General features: G+C 68.5%; 13 protein-coding genes. 5 read left to right on the top strand and 8 right to left on the bottom strand.

The window, feature by feature from the left end; genetic code table 11:
- Positions 1 to 3 precede the first annotated feature (3 nt).
- Both AC1DDH_RS03105 and AC1DDH_RS03100 read right to left on the bottom strand, forming a co-directional pair.
- Positions 4 to 1,398, bottom strand: coding sequence for a geranylgeranyl reductase family protein (locus AC1DDH_RS03105; protein WP_476887309.1), 1,395 nt, complete (start codon positions 1,396 to 1,398; stop codon positions 4 to 6).
- Between the two features lie 12 nt (positions 1,399 to 1,410).
- Positions 1,411 to 2,202 carry a demethylmenaquinone methyltransferase gene (locus AC1DDH_RS03100; protein ID WP_476954829.1) on the bottom strand — a complete coding sequence of 264 codons (792 nt, stop codon included), beginning with the start codon at positions 2,200 to 2,202 and terminating at the stop codon, positions 1,411 to 1,413.
- A 153-nt stretch (positions 2,203 to 2,355) separates the two neighbouring features.
- On the opposite strand from AC1DDH_RS03100, the gene AC1DDH_RS03095 reads away from it, so the two are divergent.
- The 4 genes from AC1DDH_RS03095 (at position 2,356) to AC1DDH_RS03080 (ending at position 6,764) form a co-directional block, all read left to right on the top strand.
- Positions 2,356 to 3,762 (top strand): isochorismate synthase, encoded by a 1,407-nt coding sequence (locus AC1DDH_RS03095; protein ID WP_476954828.1) that lies wholly within the window; start codon positions 2,356 to 2,358, stop codon positions 3,760 to 3,762.
- Between the two features lie 268 nt (positions 3,763 to 4,030).
- Positions 4,031 to 4,984, top strand: coding sequence for an ABC transporter substrate-binding protein (locus tag AC1DDH_RS03090; RefSeq protein WP_476954827.1), 954 nt, complete (start codon positions 4,031 to 4,033; stop codon positions 4,982 to 4,984).
- A 35-nt stretch (positions 4,985 to 5,019) separates the two neighbouring features.
- The gene (locus AC1DDH_RS03085; protein WP_476851222.1) at positions 5,020 to 5,991 is read left to right on the top strand and encodes an amino acid ABC transporter permease; all 972 of its coding nucleotides are present in this window, start codon (positions 5,020 to 5,022) and stop codon (positions 5,989 to 5,991) included.
- On the top strand, positions 5,988 to 6,764 hold the full coding sequence (locus AC1DDH_RS03080) for an amino acid ABC transporter ATP-binding protein (RefSeq protein ID WP_028276658.1): 777 nt from the start codon (positions 5,988 to 5,990) through the stop codon (positions 6,762 to 6,764). The genes AC1DDH_RS03085 and AC1DDH_RS03080 overlap by 4 nt, the downstream gene beginning before the upstream one ends.
- An 81-nt stretch (positions 6,765 to 6,845) precedes the next feature.
- Here the strand turns inward: AC1DDH_RS03080 and menD are convergent, their stop codons facing one another.
- From menD to AC1DDH_RS03060, 4 genes are all read right to left on the bottom strand, one after another.
- Positions 6,846 to 8,579 (bottom strand): 2-succinyl-5-enolpyruvyl-6-hydroxy-3-cyclohexene-1-carboxylic-acid synthase, encoded by a 1,734-nt coding sequence (gene menD, locus AC1DDH_RS03075; protein WP_476954826.1) that lies wholly within the window; start codon positions 8,577 to 8,579, stop codon positions 6,846 to 6,848.
- On the bottom strand, positions 8,576 to 10,411 hold the full coding sequence (argS, locus tag AC1DDH_RS03070) for an arginine--tRNA ligase (RefSeq protein WP_476859329.1): 1,836 nt from the start codon (positions 10,409 to 10,411) through the stop codon (positions 8,576 to 8,578). Before argS ends, menD begins: the two co-directional genes overlap by 4 nt.
- A 186-nt stretch (positions 10,412 to 10,597) precedes the next feature.
- On the bottom strand, positions 10,598 to 12,694 hold the full coding sequence (locus AC1DDH_RS03065; RefSeq protein WP_476954825.1) for a PhoX family protein: 2,097 nt from the start codon (positions 12,692 to 12,694) through the stop codon (positions 10,598 to 10,600).
- A 158-nt stretch (positions 12,695 to 12,852) separates the two neighbouring features.
- Entirely contained in the window at positions 12,853 to 13,890 is a 1,038-nt protein-coding gene (locus AC1DDH_RS03060; RefSeq protein WP_476954824.1) for an o-succinylbenzoate synthase, read from the bottom strand.
- Positions 13,891 to 14,250: 360 nt separating this feature from the next.
- Here AC1DDH_RS03060 and AC1DDH_RS03055 point away from each other — a divergent pair, with 360 nt between their 5' ends.
- Complete coding sequence (locus AC1DDH_RS03055) at positions 14,251 to 15,309, top strand: phosphatase PAP2 family protein (RefSeq protein ID WP_476954823.1); 1,059 nt, start codon at positions 14,251 to 14,253, stop codon at positions 15,307 to 15,309.
- A 60-nt stretch (positions 15,310 to 15,369) separates the two neighbouring features.
- On the opposite strand, the gene AC1DDH_RS03050 is transcribed toward AC1DDH_RS03055, so the two are convergent.
- Positions 15,370 to 15,876 (bottom strand): hypothetical protein, encoded by a 507-nt coding sequence (locus tag AC1DDH_RS03050; protein ID WP_476855601.1) that lies wholly within the window; start codon positions 15,874 to 15,876, stop codon positions 15,370 to 15,372.
- Positions 15,877 to 16,104: 228 nt separating this feature from the next.
- Complete coding sequence (locus AC1DDH_RS03045; protein ID WP_476954822.1) at positions 16,105 to 17,319, bottom strand: MFS transporter; 1,215 nt, start codon at positions 17,317 to 17,319, stop codon at positions 16,105 to 16,107.
- Between the last annotated feature and the right edge of the window lie 34 nt (positions 17,320 to 17,353).

Genomic DNA, 17,353 nt, shown 5'->3' with positions numbered 1-17,353 from the left:
ACCCTAACTTTTTGTTGCGGAAACCGCGGAGTTGGCGCCGGAGTGCGGAACGCTGTCCGTGGTGGACGCGGCCTTGTTGGACGTTGCCTGATTGGACGTGGCCTGATTGGACGTGGCGGGAACCAGGGATTCCAGGACCCGGATGACCCGGTCCTCGAAGCCCTTGGCGGCGGGATCGGTAAGGTTGGCCAGCATCCGCACCACGAAACGCATGAGCACGGGGACAGGCATACCGGTCCGGAGGGCCAGTTTCATGACGGCCGGCTTGCCGATCAGGGCGGCGAACGCCCGTCCCAGTGTGAAGTGTGAGCCCCACTGCTGGCGCACGTAGTCGGCGTACCGGGCAAGGTGCGCGTCGGCGGCCCTGGAAGCCTCCGTCCCGGTCCCCCAGCCGGCGGACGCCGACCGGGCAGCCGCGTCGGCGATGAATTCGGCCGCGAAGCGGGCGGACTCCATGGCGTAGGAGATGCCCTCGCCGTTGAACGGGGAGACCATGCCGCCGGCGTCGCCGAGGAGCAGCAGGCCCGGAGAATAGTGCGGGGTGCGGTTGAAGCCCATGGGCAGCGCGGCACCACGGATTTCGCCCACCTGGTTGTCCGGGGTGAAGCCCCAGTCTTCGGGCATGCCGGCGGTCCATTCGCGCAGCACCTGCTTGTAGTCCAGCTTGCCGAAGTCCTTCGAGGAGTTCAGGATGCCCAGGCCCACGTTGGAGGTGCCGTCGCCGACGCCGAACACCCAGCCGTAGCCGGGCAGGAGCTTGCCGTCGCGGCCGGGAAGCTCGAGCCAGCCTTCCATCCAGTCGTCGTCGTGCCGCGGCGAGGTGAAGTAGGTCCGCACGGCCACGCCGAGCGGCCGGTCGTCGCGCTTGCCGATGCCCAGTGAGACGGCGGTGCGCGTCGAGTTCCCGTCGGCGGCGAGGACGACGTCGGCGCTGAAGTCGCGCGTCTCGCCGGTCTTGCGCCCGGAGTTGTCCAGCAGTGCTGCGCGCACGCCGGTGACCCGGCCATCCTCGGAGCGCAGCGCCTCGGTGACGCTGTGGCGTTCCAGCACGACGGCGCCCGCGGACTGGGCATGCCGGGCGAGCTGTTCGTCGAAGCCGAGCCGGGTCCGGATCAGCCCGTACTGCGGGAAGTCGGCAACCTCCGGCCAGGGCAGTTCGATCGTGCGGCCGCCGGCGATCAGGCGCAGGCCCTTGTTCCGCCGCCAGCCGTCGGCTTCGGGGTGGGCGAGGCCCAGCTTCTGGATCTCGCGGACCGCGCGCGGGGTGAGTCCGTCGCCGCAGACTTTCTCGCGGGGAAAGCTGGTTTTCTCCAGCACCGTGACGTCAATGCCGGCTTTGGCAAGGTAGTAGGCGGCGGTGGATCCGGCCGGGCCCGCCCCGACGATCAGTACATTCACAGCAGGGATCGGCTATCGGCCGGGCCGGGTGATGTTGCGGCGCAGCTTGGCCACGGGTCCGGTGTGGGCGGCCACCGCCGCAGCGCCTGCGGCAGGGCCGTTCGAGGGGTCTGCCGGTTTCTGGGCCCGGTGCACGGCGACAATGCCGCCGCTGAGGTTGCGGTAGGTGACGGATTCCCAGCCGGCCTCCTGCAGCCAGGCCGCAAGGTGGTCCTGGTCCGGCCAGGCGCGGATGGACTCGGCGAGGTAGACGTAGGCGTCGGGGTTGGAGGAGGCCTTGACGGCGATGGCCGGCAGGGCCCGCATGAGGTATTCGGTGTACATGGTGCGCCACAGCGGCACCACTGGCTGGGAGAACTCCGCGATGACCAGCCGGCCGCCGGGCTTGGTGACCCGCAGCATCTCGGCCAGGGCCTTCTTCGGCTCGTTGACGTTGCGCAGGCCAAAGGAGATCGTGCTGGCGTCGAAGGTGTTGTCCGCGAACGGCAGGCGGGTGGCATCCCCGGCGATGAAGTCGATGTCAGGGCGGCGGCGCTTGCCGACCTTGAGCATGCCGAGGGAGAAATCGCAGGCGATGACGTTGATGCCTGCGTCGGCGTACGGCTCGCTGGAGGTGCCGGTGCCGGCGGCGAGGTCCAGGACGTGCTGGCCGGCCGATACGCCCATGGCCTCCACCACCACCTTGCGCCAACGCCGCGTCTGCCCCAAGGACAGGACATCGTTGACGACGTCGTATTTGGGGGCGACGTCGTCAAACATCGTGGCTACTTCGTCCGGACGCTTATCCAAGGATGCTCGGTTCACCCTGACATTGTCTCAAATGATCGGCGCTCCCACGAACGGGCCGCCAATTGACGCGGCTTTCACCTGCGGCAACGGCCCCGGCGGCCCCGCACAGGCCCGGCCGGCCCGTGTATATCCACCCAATGGGCGATCACGGGCTAGTGTTATGCCATCATGACGAGCACGTTCCGCACCTTGACAGTCCCCCTCGATGCCGAAACTTTCCCCGGGGGCCTGCCGTCGTTTCTGGTCCGGGACGATGTCCTCTGCTGGACCCGCCGCGAGGCCGGTCTCGTGGGCTTCGGCGAGATAGCCCGTTTCACCGCCACCGGGCCCGAGCGCTTCCTGGAAGCGGACATCTGGTGGCGCCACCAGGTCCTGGAGGCAGACATCCAGGACAGTGTGGGCTGCCCCGGCACCGGACCGGTCGCCTTCGGCTCCTTCGCCTTCTCCAAGGCCTCCGCCCATGAGTCCCGGCTGCTGGTCCCGGAAATCGTCGTCGGGCTCCGTGACGGCCAGGCCTGGCTGACTCAGCTCACGTTCGACGACGGCGACCTCACCGAATCCGGTGCCCGCGCCGCCCTGGACCGCTGGCTTCACAGCACCAGCACCAATCCCGGCTCAAATCCCCGAGCCAGCGCCAATCCCGGGACCAGCGTGACCGTGGTGGATGACCGGGTGCCGGCACCCGCGCAGGCCGGTGGCGCCGTCGTACGTCCTTTGCCATTGGCCGCAGGGGCAACGTTGCACACCGGCTCGCTCAGCGAGGAAGACTGGATGGCCGCCGTTGCCGCCGGCGTCGCGGAGATCCGGACCGGCGCCCTGGAAAAGCTGGTGCTGGCGCGGGACGTCGTGGCCACCGTCCCCACCGGCGTCAAGGCCGCCGAGGTGCTGCGCGAACTGTCGGCCCGGTACCGCGAATGCTGGACGTATGGGGTGGACGGGCTGGTGGGGGCCACTCCGGAAATGCTGATCCAGGTGGAGGGCCGCACCGCGCAGGCGCGCGTCCTGGCCGGCACCCTGGACCGCCGCGACGCCGATGGCATGGCGGGCTCGCCGCTGGAATTCGCCGAACGGGTGCTGGCCGGCTCCGAGAAGCAACGGCACGAACACGACATCGCAATCCAGTCCCTGACCACGCAGCTGGCCCCGTTTTCCGAGGCCATGAACGCGCACAGCGAGCCCTTCATCCTCGAACTGCCCAATGTGTGGCATCTGGCCTCGGACGTCAAGGCTGAGCTGGCTGAGGTGGAAGGCCACGTCCCCACGTGCCTGGCCTTGATCAACGCGCTGCATCCCACCGCCGCCGTCTGCGGTACCCCCACCACCGTGGCCGGGGCGCTCATCCGCAAGCTCGAGCACCTGGACCGCGGCCCGTACGCCGGGCCGGTCGGCTGGCTCGACGCGGCCGGCAACGGCGAGTGGGGCATCGCCCTGCGTGGCGCCGTCATCGAATCCCCGCACACGGTCCGGCTCTATGCGGGCTGCGGCGTGGTGGACGGCTCGGTTCCCGAGACTGAGCTCGCCGAGACGTGGGCGAAGTTCCGGCCGATGCTGGAGTCGCTCGGCATCAGCAGCTAGTGTGCGGGGCTCGCGAGGCCCAAGATGCGGGTGGGGCCCGTGACGCCGGCCGGGCCGGCGAATCGGCCGTCGGACTTGCACCGCAGGAACTGGCGAAACGGACAGGAATCCGGGATCACAGACAGATCGGGCATTAAAGATATTGCATTCGGGTCTGGTTTAGTTATCCAATAGTGAAACTTAGTTTTCTGTGACGTACATCTCTTGTTCGGCGATACACTATAAATCGGCCTCGTTACGCATCCCTCCGGCAACAAAAGGTAAGAAAATGCAGATCTCCCCTTCGCTCCTGAGCAACCCCGCAATGAAGGTCGCCACGGTGCTCGCCGTCGGCGCATTGGCCTTGACGGCCTGCACGAACGCCTCCGAGACCGGCCCCTCCGGCGCGGCTTCCGCTTCGGGCAGCGCCGCGGCCAGCTTTGACCCCAGCACGGTCCAGAAGGACGACGCCCTGGCGGCCATGTTGCCCGAGTCGATCAAGTCAAAGGGCACCCTGACCGTGGGCTCGGATACCTCCTACGCCCCCGCGGAATTCCTCGGCACCGACGGCCAGACCCCCGTGGGCTACGACGTCGACATCGCCAAGGCGATCGGCGCGGCGCTGGGCCTGAAGGTCCAGGTCCAGACGGCCGAATTCACCGGCATCCTTCCGGCTCTCGGCCCGAAGTACGACCTCGGGGTCTCTTCCTTCACGATCAACCCGGAGCGGCTTGCCGCGGTGAACATGGTCAGCTACTACCAGGCAGGTACCGGCTGGGCCGTTCAGAAGGGCAACCCCAAGAAGATCTCCCTCGATGACCTCTGTGGCAAGTCCATCGGCGTGCAGACCGGCACCATCCAGGAAGATCCGGACCTCTCGGACCGCAACAAGAAGTGCACCGCCGAGGGCAAGCAGCCCATTAACATCGTGACCCTCAAGACCCAGACGGACATCACCACCCGACTGGTCAACGGCAGCATCGATGCCATGGCCGCCGACTCCCCCATCATCGGCTACGCACTGACCCAGACCAACGGCCAGCTCGAGAAGCTCGGCGAAGTCTACGATTCTGCTCCCCAGGGCATCGCCGTCGCCAAGTCGGACACGGCCCTGGCGGACGTCGTCCAGAAGACCATGACCAAACTGATGGAAGACGGTTCCTACAAGAAGATCCTTGAGGGCTGGGGCGTCACCGACGGTGCCATCACCAAGTCCGAGGTCAACCCGGCGGCGGCGTCTTGAGCCTCCCCACAACCGGATCCGCAGCAGGGGCAGAGATGGACAGCCATCAGGACCCTCACGCCGCACCGGTACTGAACAATGCAGTACCGGTACGGCACCCCGGCCGCTGGATCAGCGCCATCATCATCGTCGGCTTCCTGCTTGCCTTCCTGCAGAGCCTGTTCACGAACCCCAACTTCCGCTGGGACGTCGTCGGCACCTACATCCTGGACACCAAGGTGGTCCAGGGCGTCGTCTGGACCCTGTTCCTGACATTTGCGTCCATGGTCCTGGCCATCGTCCTGGCCATCCTCCTGGCGTTCATGCGGCAGTCCGACAACCCGGTGTTCCGCTGGTCCAGCTGGACCTGGGTCTGGTTCTTCCGCGGCACCCCGATCTACACCCAGCTGCTGTTCTGGGGGCTCGCCACGGTTCTCTATCCGACGATCGTCCTCGGCATCCCGTTTGGTCCTGCAACCTTCACCTGGGTGACCTCGGACCCCACCCACGGCCTGATCCCGGCCATCCTGGGCCTGGGCCTGAATGAGTCCGCGTATCTCGCAGAGATTTTCCGGGCCGGCCTGAAGTCCGTGGACCAGGGCCAAAGTGAGGCTGCCGAGGCCCTGGGCATGACGAAGGGCAAGATCATGCGGCGGATCATCCTGCCGCAGGCCATGCGCGTCATCGTGCCGCCCACCGGCAACGAGACAATCGGCATGCTGAAGACCACGTCGCTGGTCCTGGCGGTGCCGTTCACACTGGACCTGACCTTCGCGACCAACGCCCTGGCCAACCGGATTTACCTTCCCATTCCGCTCCTGATTGTCGCCGCCTTCTGGTACCTCGTCATCACCAGCATCCTGATGGTGGGCCAGCACTTCATTGAGGCGCACTACGGCAAGGGCGTGGACAACCGGGTTCCGGCAGCGATCAACCCCGCCGCCGCCAAGGCGTCCGCAGCCGTGGCCCCCAGCGCCGGGGCCGAGCCGGACCTCAAGATGGACTTCCCCGAGGAGGAGGCGAAATGACGATCACCACAGAGCAGCCCCTGGTCAAGATCGAGGGCCTTCACAAGTACTACGGCACACACCACGTGCTGCGCGGCATCGACCTGACCGTCAACCAGGGCGAGGTGTCGGTGGTGATCGGCCCGTCCGGTTCGGGCAAGTCCACCATGCTGCGCTGCGTGAACCTGCTGGAGACCATCAGTGCCGGGCGCATTTCGGTGGGCGGCGACCTGATCGGCTACCGCGAGGTCAAGGGCAGGCTCCATGACCTGAAGACCAAGGAAATCGCCGCCCAGCGCCGCGAGATCGGCATGGTGTTCCAGCGCTTCAACCTGTTCCCGCACAAGACGGCGCTGCAGAACATCATGGAGGCCCCGGTCCAGGTCAAGGGCCAGTCGAAGGCAGTGGCGCGGAAGCGGGCCCTGGAGCTGCTGGACCGGGTGGGGCTCGGCGACCGCGCCGGACACTACCCGTCCCAGCTCTCCGGCGGCCAGCAGCAGCGCGTCGCGATTGCCCGGGCCCTGGCCATGGACCCCGAGCTCATGCTGTTCGATGAGCCCACGTCCGCGCTCGACCCGGAGCTCGTGGGCGATGTCCTGAACGTGATGAAGGACCTCGCCAAGTCGGGCATGACCATGATCGTGGTGACCCACGAGATCGGCTTTGCCCGGGAGGTCGGCGACCGCCTGACCTTCATGGACGGCGGCATCGTCGTGGAGTCGGGCGACCCGCGGGAGGTCCTGGCCAATCCCCAGCACCCCCGCACCAAGGAGTTCCTCAGCCGCGTGCTGTAATTCCGGCATTCCGCACCGATTTAGGGCAGCCGCTACGTGGATCCACGTAGCGGCTGTCCTTTTTCGTAGCGGAAACGTGCGCTACGTCTGCGGGAGGCCCTCTACGGCCGTGGCCACCGCGGCCCGGATGGCGCGGTGCAGTTCCCCGAGCCGGTGCCGGTCCGTGCGCACCTCGATGATGCTGCGACCCTCCGGCGGGCCGGACAGCGCCTCGGCGAGTTCCGCCGTCGTGCCGACCTGGCGGTGCGGGATGCCGTATGCCGCCGCCAGGGCGGCGAGGTCCACCCGCTGCGGGGTGGCGAAGAGGCGTTCGACGGCGTCGCCGTAGCGCCCCGCCGCGGCGACAGTGCCGTGCTCCAGGAGCCCGAAAATGGCACCGCCGGCGTCATTGAGCACCACGATCCGCAGCTGCGGTTCGGCCTCGCCGGCCCCGAGCAGGAGTCCCCCGGCGTCGTGCAGGAACGTCACGTCCCCCATGAACACGGTGGTTTCCTGGCCGCCGCCGAGCGCGATCCCGGTGGCGGTGGACGTGGTGCCGTCGATCCCGGCCAGACCCCGGTTGGCGAACATGGTGGCCTGGGGTTCCGCGGGCGGCGCCCCGGCGAGGTCGACGTCGCGGATCCCGTTCGAGGAGCCCAGGACCAGCTGCCCGCGGGCGTGTTTCCAGACTTCGGCGCCCACCGACGGGCCGGTCGCGGCCGGGGATGCAGCCAGGATCAGGTCCACGGCGTGCTGCGCAGCGGCTCCTGCCAGCAGCCACGCATCGAGCCATGCGGCAGATCCGCGCCCGGCGAAGTCCGCCAGGTCCGCCAGGGTTTCCAGCGGCAGTTCGGTGCGGCGGCCGGGTTCGTACCAGGCCACCGGAACCGGCTGGTACAGGGCCGACGGGACATCCGCCCGCTCCAGCAGCGCGCTCACCGGCCGGGAGAGCGTCGGCCGGCCGAAGAGGACCACGCGTTCGATCGGCTGTGCCGCGTCCGCGCCGAAGTGCTCGATCAGCAGCCGGTAGGGGCCCACCGCGTTGGGGCCGAAGCGGGCGTTGGAAGACGGCTCGGCCAGCAGCGGCAGGCCGTGCGCGCGCGCGAAAGCCTCGGCGACCGGGCCGGCGTCGTGCCCGGCCAGCACCACGGTGCGCCGTTCCGGCAGCGCCGTCGACGCGGCCGGAAAGTCCAGGGCCAGGGGGTTCCGGGCGGCCCGGTAGATGCCGTGACCGGCGGCCGCGGGCAGCCCGTCGCCCACGGCCGGGACCAGCGGGTCGCGGAAGGCGAGGTTCAGCTGCACCGGCCCGGGCGGGGCGTCCTCGAAAGCTCCGGTGGCGGCACTGAGGGCCGTTTCGACGGCGCGCTGCGGATCGCTGCCCGCGGGCACGTCGACAGCGAAGCGGACGTGGTCGCCAAAGAGGTCCAGCTGCACGGTGGTCTGGTTGGCGCCGGTCCCCCGCAGCTCCTCGGGCCGGTCGGCGGAGATGACCACGAGCGGCACCGCGGCATGGTTGGCCTCCATGACGGCCGGGAGGAGGTTGCCGACGGCGGTCCCGGACGTGGTCAGGACGGCGGCGGGCGCACCGGCGGACAGGGCCAGGCCCAGGGCGGTGAAGCCGGCGGACCTTTCGTCGATCCGGACCAGCAGCTCCACCCGTCCGGCGGCTTCGGCCTCGGCCAGGGCGTAGGCCATGGGCGCCGATCGCGATCCCGGGGACACCACCAACTGGCGCACACCGGCGGCGAGCAACGTGTCGACGGCGATGCGCGCAGCCTCCACCGCGGTCAGGCCGCCAGGAGCGGATGAGCCGGCAGCGGAATCCGCCGGACTCACATGTTCTCCGGCGTTTCGATGCCCAGCAGTTCCAGGCCGCCGGAGAGGCGGCGCAGAGCCAGCGCGCACAGGGCCAGCCGCGAGTCCCGGACGGATTCCTCGGCTTTGAGCACCGGGCACTGGTCGTAGAACGTGGTGAAGAGCTGTGCTAGCTCAAAGAGGTAGCCGCAGAGCCGGTGCGGCTCCAGCGCGTCCCGCACCTTGTTCAGCGTTGCGTCGAACTCCAGCAGGTGCAGGGCCAGCGCGCGTTCTGCGGGTTCGACGACGGCGATCGCCGTGGCGGGGCCGCCGGATGCTTCGGCTGCCGGAGTGCCGGCCGCCGGAGTTCCCGCGGCGCCGGCTGACGGCGAGCCGCCGTCGCCGGTGATTTCTTCCAGTACCCCGGCTTTGCGCAGGATGGAGCGGATCCGCGCCGCAGCGTACTGCACGTAGGGTCCGGTGTTGCCGCTGAGGGCGAGCATGCGGTCGAAGTCGAAGACATACTCGGTGTCGTGGCCGGTGGAGAGGTCGGCGTACTTGACGGCACCGATGCCCACCTGGCGGGCGGTCACGGCGCGCTCCGCCTCGCTGAGCTCGGGCCGGCTCGCGTCGATGACGGCGCGGGCACGGTCCACGGCCTCTTCGAGCAGGGCCATGAGCTTCACCGGGGCACCGGAACGGGATTTGAGGATCTTTCCGTCCTCGCCAAGCACGTTGCCGATCTGCACGTGCACGGCCTCGACCGTCTCCGGAAGCCAGCCGGCGTCCCGGGCACTGGCCATGACCATGCGCAGGTGGACGTTCTGCGGGGCGCCCACGACGTAGAGGATCCGGTTGGCCGCCAGGTCGCGGACCCGGTAGCGGATGGTGGCGAGGTCCGTGGTGCCGTAGCCGTAGCCGCCGTCGGACTTGCGGATAATCAGCGGCAGCGGCTGCCCGTCGCGGCCGGTAAATCCTGCGGGGAAGGTGCACAGGGCGCCGTCGCTGATCCGGGCCAGGCCGCGTTCCTCGAGTTCCTGGCACAGCTGTGCCAGATGCGCGTCGTAGGAGCTTTCTCCGGCGATGTGGTCATCGGTAAGGCTGATGCCGAGGGTGGAGTAGATGGCGTTGAAGTAGCGCTTGGACTGGGCGACCAGCCGCTGCCAGACGGCGAAGGTCTCCTGGTCGCCGCCCTGCAGGGCAACGACGCGGAGCCGGGCCCGGGTGGCGAAGCCGTCCTCGTCGGTGGCGGAGGCATCGAACTTGGCCCGGGCGGCCTGGTAGAACGCGCTGGGGTCCTCCACCAGCAGCGCCGCCTCCGGGGAGTCCTCGCCGATCTCCAGCCAGTGTTCGATCAGCATCCCGAACGGGGTGCCCCAGTCACCGATATGGTTCTGCCGGATCACGGTGTCGCCGAGGGCTTCGAGCACCTTGACGAGGCTGTCCCCCACCACGGTGGTGCGCAGGTGGCCGACGTGCATTTCCTTGGCGACATTCGGGGAGGAATAGTCGACGACGACGCGCTGCGGTGTCGCGGCGGGCGTGACGGCCGTGGCCGGGGACGCGGCCTGGACCGACTCCGCATTGAGCAGCTCCTCGATCCAGGTGCCGTCAAAGCTCAGGTTGATGAAGCCGGGCCCCGAGATTTCCACACTGGTGCAGATGCCGTCCAGGTTCAGGGCGTCCACGATCCGGGCGGCGGCGTCCCGCGGCGGCAGACCGGCCTTTTTGGCCAGGGCCATGGCGGCGTTGATCTGGATGTCGGCGAACTGGGAGGGCCTGACCACCGGATCCGTCTGCCGGAACTCTTCGCCAAACGCGGTGGCAATTGCAGCCTGGACTCTGGGGACAACCAATTCGGCCGGATTATTCACAGTCCCAAATTATCAGTTCGGCAAAAACCCGACGCTCCCTCACGTCCCGCCGCCAAAAACCCGACGCTCCCTCACGTCCCGCCGCCAAAATAAGGGAACTGAGGGAGCGTGGGAAGGAAACCTGCCAAACGTGAGGGAGCGTGGGAAGGAAACCTGCCAAACGTGAGGGAGCGTGGCGGGAGGAAGCTAGCCGCCGGCGCGGAACACCTGGACCACGGATGGACGCGGGGCGCGCACCTGGCCGGGCTTCGGTGTGGCGCCGGCCGCGACGTAGTCCGGGAAGTACGAGTGCTGTTCGGCGAAGGTGCCTTCCTCGCCCGGGTGCTGAACGGCAACAAAGACGGTTCGCTCCTCGTCGTGGATGACCGGGCCGCAGGTCTCGGCGTCGCGCGGGACGGCGAGGAACTGCTCCACCTTGCCGCGTTCGGCACCGTCCAGGGTCACTTTGAAGAGCCCGTCGGCGTAGCCGATGCTGGAGGGCGCGCCGTCGGTGGAGATCCAGAGGTTGCCCACGGAATCGAAGGCCACGTTGTCCGGGCAGGAGATCGGTGAGACCTGGCTGGCAGGGAACCCGGCGAAGTAGGTGGCGGAGTTCGTGGCCGGATCGCCGCAGACCATCAGCAGGTTCCAGCCAAACGTTGTAGAGCCCTGGTCCCCGGTCTCGGTGATTTCGACGATGTGGCCGTCGCGGTTGAGGGTACGGGGGTTGACCTCGGTGGCACCTTCCTTGCCGGGCTTGCCGCGGTCCGCGTTGTTGGTGCAGACCACGTAGACCTTGCCGGTGTGCGGGCTGGGCTGGACGTCCTCGCAGCGGTCCATCTTGGTGGGGCCCACCTTGTCGGCGGCGAGGCGGGTGTACACCAGTACCTCTTCCACGGACATCCCGGCCACCTTGGACTGTCCGCCCACCACGAGGGGCAGCCAAACACCGGCGCCGTCGAAGGCGCCGTCGGCCGGAAGCTTGCCCGCGCCGTCGAACCCGTCGGCAGGGGAATTGCCGGTGAACTTCGCGACGTACAGGTCGCCTTCTGAGAGCAGCGTGAGGTTGTTCCTGCGGTCCTCCGCCGTCTTTCCGGGCCGGTAGGTGCCGGCCGAAACGAACTTGTACAGGTAGTCGAAGCGCTCGTCGTCGCCCATGTAGGCCACCACGTGACCGGACTTGGCGACGATCACGTTGGCGCCCTCGTGCTTGAAGCGGCCCATCGCGGAGTGCTTGCGGGGCGTGGAGGAGGGATCGAAGGGATCCACTTCCACGATCCAGCCGAAGCGGTTGGCCTCGTTCTGATATCCGGGGTTGCGGGTGTCGAAGCGCGGGTCATCGAGTTCCCACTGGCGGGCGGTGGGCTTGCTGGTCAGGCCGTAGCGCTTGTCGGCGTCGGAGGTTCCGGGCGCGGCGAAGTAGCCGTTGAAGTTTTCCTCTCCGGAGAGGATCGTGCCCCACGGGGTGGTGCCGCCGGAGCAGTTGCCCAGGGTGCCCTGGATGGCCCGGCCGGAGGGGTCGGCGGCGGTCTTCAGCAGCGGGGACCCGGCGGCGGGGCCGTCGAGCTCGTAGGTGGTGTCGGTCAGGAAGCGGCGGTTCAGCCCGGCGCCCCGGACGTAGCTCCAGGGCTTGTTCTTGTTCGCACGCTCCAACTCGACCACCGTGAGGCCGTGGGCTGCACGGCCGATCGCGCGGGCCTCGGCGGCGTCGAATCCGGCCGGCAGCATGATGGACTCGTTGGTGTATTCGTGGTTGGTGAAGAGCACGGCCCGGCGGTCCTTGGAGTCTTCGATCGGCAGGATGTCGGTGTAGTCGTTGTTGTAGCCGAACTGGCGGGCCTGCGCCGCAGCGCTCTGGCGGTCCAGGTCGAAGGCCGGCGAGTCGTTGAAGAGCGGGTCGCCCCAGCGGATGACCGGCTGCCAGGTGAACCCGGCCGGGACGGTCAGCTTGTCCACGCTGGCGTCCACCGGAGCGATGGCGGTGAACTGCAGCTTGGATTTTCCAAACCCGTCCTTGGCCGCGGCGGCGAGGCCCGGGCCGCCGTCGGCCACTGCCGTGTCGGCGGACGTCACGGCGTTGCCGAGGACGACGGCGAGCGCGCCGGCGGCGCCGAAGCCCAGCGCGGCGCGGCGGGACATGGTGGCGGAGGCGATGTCCCGGAAGTAGCTGTTGGTGCTGGTGTTGCAGACCTCGCCCGAGCAGGCGTTGTCGCACTTCAGCGCGCAGGTGACGGGGCTTCGCTTGCCTTTGGTGTGGCCGAGCATGGGGAGCAGGGAAAATTTGCGTCCGGAGGTGACAGACATGGAGAGACCTTCCATGGGGTGAGTTGCGGTCGCGCCCACCCTTCCAGCCGCTGGCTACCGAGAGGCGTCTGTCAGATGAAGTCCCGGTGAATGCTTCGCCGTGCCGCCGAACCCATCGGTTGCTCCGTAATCGCCGTTTTCGAGGTCCTGAAGGGCCGTTACGGAGCAGTCGATGCGGCCAGTACGGCATGCACCCGCCGCAGCCGGTCCAGCCACCAGTCCCGGCGTTCCGGCGAGGCGGCGTGTTCGGCCAGCAGCTCGGGTGCCGGGCGGACGTCACGCAGGGCGATCGCGCCGTCGTCGGGTACCAGCGGATCGTGAGTGACATCGGCGGCGAGCAGGGACACCGTGCCCAGGCCGCAGGCATACGGCAGCTCGGGCAGGGCGGCGGCCAGGGCCAGTCCGGCCCGGATCCCCACCGAGGTGTCCAGCGCCGAACTCACGACGGCGGGCAGCCCGGCCTGCGCCACGATCCGCAGGGCGCGCCGCACTCCCCCGAGCGGGGCCACCTTGACCACGATCAGGTCCGCGGCGCCGGCCCGCGCCACTTTGAGGGGGTCGTACTCCTTGCGCACGCTCTCATCCGCGGCGATCAGCACGGGGACGCCGGCGGCCCGGAGCTGCCGCCTGACCTCGGCGAGGCCCTCGATCTCGGGCACGGGCTGTTCGGCATATTCGAGCCCGACGGCGGCGAGCCGGGTCAGTGCCGCCACGGCCTCCGGCACGTCCCAGCCGCCGTTCGCGTCCACCCGGATCGCGGCGTCCGGCAGCGCCGCCCGGACGGCCGCCACCCGGGCGTCGTCGTCGTCCAGGCTCTGGCCGCGCTCCGCGACCTTGACTTTGACCGCGTCCACCCGGCCGAAGCGGGCCAGAATCTCGGGCACCCGGTGTGCCGGCACGGCAGGAACCGTGGCGTTGACCGGGATGCTGTCCCGCAGCGGTGCGGGGAACCCTTCCCAGCCGGCCTCGATCGCGGCCGTAAGCCAGCGGGAGGCCTCGGGGTCGCCGTATTCGGGAAAGGGACAGAATTCGCCCCAGCCCAGCGGCCCGCGGAGCAGCAGGGCCTCCCGCTGCAGGATACCCCGGAATTTCACGCGCATCGGCAGGCTCACAACATGGGCGCCGGCCAGGAGTTCGTCGAGGCCGGGCAGGCGCGCGGCGGGACGTGCCGGGGGGTCCATGGGGAGGGCAGGCATGGAGCCACTGTACTGGGAATGCACTGCGGGGAATGCACTGGGAGGAATGTACAGCGGAGCTTTCCCGGACACCGGTCTCGGACGCGGGGCACAAGAACGCGGCACCGGGAACCCGGCATGGATCCTTGATTGGGCCGGCGTCGACTGGGGGTGAGTCCCTGGTCCAGGAAACTCGTCTCCGCCGGCCCCGCTCAAGGAGCGCCGTGCCGGGGACAAGCCGCGGCAGCACACACCCGACTCTACAAATCCCGGCCCGGCGGCGCACCAGTAGTGAGTACTCGTTAATTGACGGGCACTACCCTCCGCGCCGCGCGCCGGCCCTTCAGCTGGCGCGCAGGGTTCTATGGGACTCTTAATGGCATGACTTTTCGGCATGAACGCACCCCTTGGGACCCGTCTGCCCCGGTCTATGAAACAGAGGCCCAGGAAACACAGGTTGCGGAAACACAAGTCCTCCCGGCGAGTGCGCCCGAGACGCCAGAGCGCAGCACGCGGGACCGCACAACACCGGATCCGCAGGCGCGGTGGTCCCCCGGCAAGGCCACGGCAGCCTTGTTCGTGCTGGCCACGGTTGCCTGCATCGCTGCGCTGGCCGTCACCTATGTCTTCTTTGTCCGTACCACCACGGGCCAGTTCATTGACGAATCGGCCCTCGTGGAAGCCGTGGCGCTCAGCGGGACCGCGGGCAAGGCCGCCACCAAGCTGTTGGACTGGCTGCCGGCGCTCTCCGTGGTGATCGCGTCGGTTGTGGTCGTGTTCGTCACCATCCTGCGGCGCCGCTGGTCTGCGGCGGTGATTGCGATTGCGGCGTGTGTGGGCGCCAACCTTGCCACCCAGATCCTGAAGGACTGGCTTCCGGTCCGGCCGTACCGCGGGGTTGAGACGCTGGAGCTGAATTCGCTGCCCTCGGGCCACACCACCATGGCGGCCTCGGCCGCCGCCGCCGTGTTCCTCATGGTTTCGCCGCGCTGGCGGCCGCTGGCCGGCTATCTGGGCGGCAGCTTCGCCGTCGCCACGGGCGTGTCCACGCTGATCAACCAGTGGCACCGGCCCGCCGATGTGATGGCGGCCTTCCTGGTGGTCGGGGCTTTCATGATCCCGGCCGGCTGGCTGATCATCCGCCGGGGCCCGGGCTGGAACGTCTGGAACGGCTACAACGAACACTGGGCCTCGGCCAGGGTATGGGTGGCGCTTCCCGTCCTCACCGGTCTCGCCGCGGCCGGGGTGGCGGCCGTCGCCTTGCTGAGCATCGGCCCGGGCGGCCAGGAGGTCAGCACCACCAGCTACTTTTGGGCCGGCACGTCCCTGATCGTCATTGCCGGCTACCTCGCAACGGTGGCCGGCGTGTGGCTGTTCGGCCTGGCCGCCCGGCAGCCGGACCCACGACGGCGGGACAGGCCCCTGCACCAGGAACGGTAGCGCGGCGCACGTAGGCCCGGGAACAACAGCGCGCCCGGGCCTAAGCAGATCCTGCGATAGCTACTTGAGACGTGCGCAGATGTCCACGGCTTTGCCTCCGCTGGAGTCCACGGAGAGCACGTTCACGGTCGCCGGCGAGTCAATGGTGAGCTTCAACTGTCCGGTGTACTGGAAGGCCCCGGCCCCGGGCGCATCTGTCGGAAAGAAGATAAACCCAAAGTGGCCTGCGGCGCTGAACGTCCAAGTTTTTCCGTCCGGATTTTGGGTGAATTTGGCCACTGTTCCGGCCGTGTTTACCCTGTACGTCTTCCCGTTGCTCAAGTTGGTATAGGTCAGTATGACTCCCTTGCCAACCTGAAAGAAGTTGCCGTTTTTGAAGTCAATCCGTGTAATCTTTCCGCCGGTGCCGGAGACGCCCAGATCAAAGCCGCACGCTAGGTCGGCCGGAACAACAAAATCCGGCGGGTTGGGCGGACGTGTGACAGTTGCACCCGCGGGCGAAGCAGCAAATAGCAGAGCCGCTGTTGCGGCCAAGGGCGCGAACCAGCGGGACTGTTTTCCTAACATGAGCATCTCCTCATTTTTTTGCGTCGAAACGCATCACCCATCCGGGCGGAGACCATGCGCTGCAAATAATCACGGGCGGACCCTGACTGCGGCACTCGTGCCGCCCCACGAAGGGCCGGTCTCGATGCACCGGCGCGGTTCCCCGACCTTACTGAGCCCACGCAGGCGTCGCCCGAGTAGTCGCTACCTGTTAATCACTGCCTGCTTGGGCGCCGGCGCCCCGGCCGGTCAGTAGTTCCGGCGGTGCTTGAGCCGGGGAATGGTCACGGCGAACACGGCCGCGGCGGCGAAGCCGATCACACCGGTCGCGGCCACGCCGGCCCCCAGGGACGCGGCGGCGGTGACGGCGGAGAGCAACACGGGGCCGCCGGTCGCGCCGGCGTCGGCCATGAAGCGCCAAATGCCCAGGAACTGGCCGCGGCCGTTGTCCGGCGAGAAGTCGGCCCCGAGCGTCATGTTCAGGCCCGAGCTGATCCCGTTGCCGAAGCCGATCAGGAGTGCCGCCAGCATGAGCGAGACGAAGCCCGTGCTGAGCGGAATCAGCACCATGGCCGTCCCCATGATCAGTGTGGACGGCACGGCCACCCATTGCCGGCCCTTGCGGTCCATCAGCTTTCCCGCCGGATAGAACACCAGCATGTCGATCGCCCCGGAGATCCCGTAGATCAGCGAGGCCTGGGTGGGGTCCAGGCCCAGGTGATCGGCCCACAGCGGGATGACCACCTGACGCGAGGCGCGCAGCCCGCTCAGCAGCAGCACCCCGGCCCCCACGCTCAGGAAGACGCCGGCGTGGGACACCGCGACGCTGCGCAAGGTGGGCTGTTGCACCGGAAGGCCGTCGGCCGGTTGCGGCTTCGCCTCGAGGTCGGGGATGGTGACCGACACGGCCGCCGCGGCGGCCATCGCCACGACGCCGGCCCAGTAGGCCCCGCTGATGCCGGCAAACTGCATCACGGCGGCGCCAACGAACGGGCCGATGAAGATCCCGATCCGGTTGACGCCGCCGAGGGTGGACAGGGCCCGGGCCCGGAGCATGACCGGCACGGCCTCGGTCAGGTATTTTTGCCGGGCCAGGCTGAATACGCTGGCGGCCATGCCGACCACCACCATCGCCGTCGCCAGCACCCAGAGGCCGCCGGAAAACAGCGGAGCGACCGCCGCCGCGGCGAGGGCGAATGCGCTGGCGGCCGCGGCCCCCACAATCGCCCAGCGTTCCCCGAATTTCAGCGTGATCAGTGACGCCGGCAGGTTGAAGAACCACGATCCGAGGCCGATCAGCGTCACAATCAGCGCGGCCCCGGCCACGGAGGCGCCAAGATCACGGGCGGACAGGGCGACCACGGGCAGGATCGCGCCCTCCCCCAGGCTGAACATGAGGGCCGGCCCGAACGCGGGAACGGCGATGCTGCGGAGGCTGAAGGGCGCGAGGCGTGTGGTGGTCATCCCCTTCATCCTAGGCACCCGCCGCGGCCGTCCC

The organism is Arthrobacter sp. 10T425 (assembly GCF_056393985.1).
The sequence above is the reverse complement of the archived record's forward strand: the minus strand, read 5'-3'. Positions and strand labels throughout refer to the sequence as shown.

Bases quoted from the DNA above. Each gene is read 5' to 3' on its own strand.
- AC1DDH_RS03080 (WP_028276658.1), top strand. From the start codon at position 5,988: ATGACGATCACCACAGAGCAGCCCCTGGTCAAGATCGAGGGCCTTCAC.
- AC1DDH_RS03090 (WP_476954827.1), top strand. From the start codon at position 4,031: ATGCAGATCTCCCCTTCGCTCCTGAGCAACCCCGCAATGAAGGTCGCC.
- AC1DDH_RS03055 (WP_476954823.1), top strand. From the start codon at position 14,251: ATGACTTTTCGGCATGAACGCACCCCTTGGGACCCGTCTGCCCCGGTC.
- AC1DDH_RS03065 (WP_476954825.1), bottom strand. From the start codon at position 12,694: ATGTCTGTCACCTCCGGACGCAAATTTTCCCTGCTCCCCATGCTCGGC.
- AC1DDH_RS03050 (WP_476855601.1), bottom strand. From the start codon at position 15,876: ATGTTAGGAAAACAGTCCCGCTGGTTCGCGCCCTTGGCCGCAACAGCG.
- AC1DDH_RS03045 (WP_476954822.1), bottom strand. From the start codon at position 17,319: ATGACCACCACACGCCTCGCGCCCTTCAGCCTCCGCAGCATCGCCGTT.
- AC1DDH_RS03095 (WP_476954828.1), top strand. From the start codon at position 2,356: ATGACGAGCACGTTCCGCACCTTGACAGTCCCCCTCGATGCCGAAACT.
- AC1DDH_RS03060 (WP_476954824.1), bottom strand. From the start codon at position 13,890: ATGCCTGCCCTCCCCATGGACCCCCCGGCACGTCCCGCCGCGCGCCTG.
- AC1DDH_RS03085 (WP_476851222.1), top strand. From the start codon at position 5,020: ATGGACAGCCATCAGGACCCTCACGCCGCACCGGTACTGAACAATGCA.